The organism is Micromonospora sp. NPDC049799, assembly GCF_040656655.1.
GTDB lineage: Bacteria > Actinomycetota > Actinomycetes > Mycobacteriales > Micromonosporaceae > Micromonospora.
Map to the genome: position 1 here is coordinate 1 of NZ_JBFAMU010000644.1, position 2,451 is coordinate 2,451.

Sequence of the window (2,451 nt, forward strand, 5' to 3'; positions counted from 1 at the left end):
ATGCACGCGCCCCCCCCGCCCCCCGGGCGCGCGCCCCCCGCCCCCCGCCCCCCGCCGCCGTGCCGGCCGGCAGGTGGGATCGCACCGGCAAGGGGTACCCCGGTCGGATGAGGCCGGACACCGAGGCCGTGGACGTCGACGAGCCGCTCGCCGTGGACGTACCTCCGGCGCCGCACGACGCCAGCGGCGAGCGCGTACCGACGCGTGACCTGGCGGCGCTGGCACCGGCCGCGCGGCCGGCGCGGCGCTGGACCCCACGGCGGGTGGTCGCCACCCCGGCGGCGCTGGACCACCCGCACGGACGGCGGATCGCCGCCCGGGTCGAGGCCCTCGGCATCGAGGTCGAACGGTTGCGCACCAACCGCCTGACCGGGGTCCGCGGCGAGACCGAGCGGGAGACGTACGCGCGGGCGAAGGCCACGCTGGCGATCGTGGTGAGCCCACCGTCGCGCCGGAAGCTGCAACCGATCGCACCGAGCGCGGACTGGCGGTTCGACCTGGCGGAGGGCTGCCCGGCGCACTGCCAGTACTGCTACCTCGCCGGTTCGCTGTCCGGCCCGCCGGTCACCCGGGTGTACGCGGACCTCGACGGCATCCTCGCCGGGCTGGCCGACTACGCCGGCCGGGGCACGGTGACCAGCCGCAGCGCCGAGCGGGCCGAGGAGGGCACCACGTTCGAGGCGTCCTGCTACACCGACCCGCTGGCGCTGGAGCACCTGACCGGGAGCTGGCGGCGGGCCGTGGAGCACTTCGCCGCCTGGGAGGCACCGGTGCAACTGCGCTGGACCACCAAGTACGCCGACGTGGACACGTTCGTGGGCCTGCCGCACGCCGGGCGCACCCGGGTGCGCTTCAGCGTCAACGCCGCACCGGTCAGCACGCGCATGGAGGGCGGCACCGCCACCGTGCCGGACCGGCTCGCGGCGCTGCGCCGGCTGGCGCTCGACGGCTACCCGGTCGGCCTGACCATCGCCCCGATCATGCCGCTGCCCGACTGGCCGGAGCACTACGGCGCACTGCTCGACCACGTCGCGACGGCCGTGGCCGGGGTGCCCGGCCTGGACCTGACCGCCGAGCTGATCACCCACCGGTTCACCCCGGGCAGCAAGGAGGTGCTGCTCGGCTGGTACCCGCGCACCCGGCTGGAGATGGACGAGGAGTCCCGCCGCCGCAAGTACGGGAAGTTCGGCGCGGTGAAGTACGTGTACCCGCGCGAGGTGATGACCGAGCTGCGTACGTGGTTCGAGCGGGAGCTGGCCGCCCGGGTGCCGGCCTGCCGCATCCTCTACTGGACCTGACCGATCGCGTAGCATCGGCCGCCGTGGCCCTGATGCGCGTTGACTGCTACTCCGAGGTGCTCGGCCTCAACACGTCCCTGACGGTGATCCTGCCCCAGCGCGCCTCGTCGCAGATCGGCATGGCCGGCAGCGCCCCGGCCGGCGACCCGCCGGTGCTCTACCTGCTGCACGGCCTCACCGACGACGACACGATCTGGCTGCGCCGCACGTCGATCGAGCGGTACGTCGCGCCGCTCGGCCTGGCCGTCGTCATGCCGCAGGTGGGTCGCAGCTTCTACTGCGACGAGGAGCACGGCAACCGCTACTGGACCTTTCTCAGCGAGGAACTGCCGGCCCTGTGCCACGACTTCTTCCGGCTCTCCGACGCCCGCGAGGACACCTTCGTCGCGGGCCTGTCGATGGGCGGCTACGGAGCGGTCAAGTGGGCGCTGCGGGACCCGGACCGGTTCGCCGCGGCGGCCAGCCTCTCCGGTGCCCTGAACGTCGCCAACCGCCGGCACGACCCCACGCACCCCCTGGACCCGCGCGTCTGGCACACCGTCTTCGGCGAGCGCGCGGTGGCCGGCACCGACGACGACACCGTGGCGCTGCTGGACCGGTACGGCGCGGACGGCACCGACGGTCCCGCCCTCTACGTCGCCTGCGGCACGGAGGACTTCCTGTACGACGACAACCGGCGCTTCGTCGACACCGCCCGCCGGCGGGGCGTCCCGCTCACCGTGGAGTTCTCCCCCGGCGCGCACGACTGGGCGTACTGGGACGCGACGATCCAGGACGTGCTGGAGTGGCTGCCGCTGCGGCACCGGCCGGCCGGCGGGGCGTGAACCCCGCCGCCCGGCCGTGGGCGGTCAGCTTCGGCTGAGCACCACCTTCAGCGCGCCGGTCTCGGCCGGGCTGGCGAACACGTCGTACGCCCGCATGATCTCCTCCAGCGGGAACCGGTGGGTGACCATCTGCCCGGTGTCGAACTGCCCCGCCACCAGCATGTCGAGCAGCCGGGGCGTGGTGCGCGTGTCGACCAGGCCGGTCGTGATGGTGACGTTGCGGATCCAGAGGTCCTCCAGGTGCAGCGTCGCCGGCCGGCCGTGCACGCCGACGTTGGCGACCCGGCCACCGGGCCGGACCAGCGCGGCGCACAGCTCGAACGTGGCCG

At 74.4% G+C, this 2,451-nt stretch carries 2 protein-coding genes and 1 pseudogene; 2 read left to right on the top strand and 1 reads right to left on the bottom strand.

The features are described from left to right. Positions 1-107 precede the first annotated feature (107 nt). Together AB0I76_RS27665 and AB0I76_RS27670 are read left to right on the top strand one after the other, a co-directional pair. Positions 108-1,298: a spore photoproduct lyase family protein gene (locus AB0I76_RS27665; RefSeq protein ID WP_357041409.1), complete on the top strand. Its 1,191-nt coding sequence runs from the start codon at positions 108-110 to the stop codon at positions 1,296-1,298. Between the two features lie 23 nt (positions 1,299-1,321). Continuing rightward, positions 1,322-2,122 carry an alpha/beta hydrolase family protein gene (locus tag AB0I76_RS27670; protein WP_357041411.1) on the top strand — a complete coding sequence of 267 codons (801 nt, stop codon included), beginning with the start codon at positions 1,322-1,324 and terminating at the stop codon, positions 2,120-2,122. A 24-nt stretch (positions 2,123-2,146) separates the two neighbouring features. On the opposite strand, the pseudogene AB0I76_RS27675 reads toward AB0I76_RS27670, so the two are convergent. Next, positions 2,147-2,451 (bottom strand): annotated as a pseudogene (locus AB0I76_RS27675) (alcohol dehydrogenase); the annotation flags it as partial.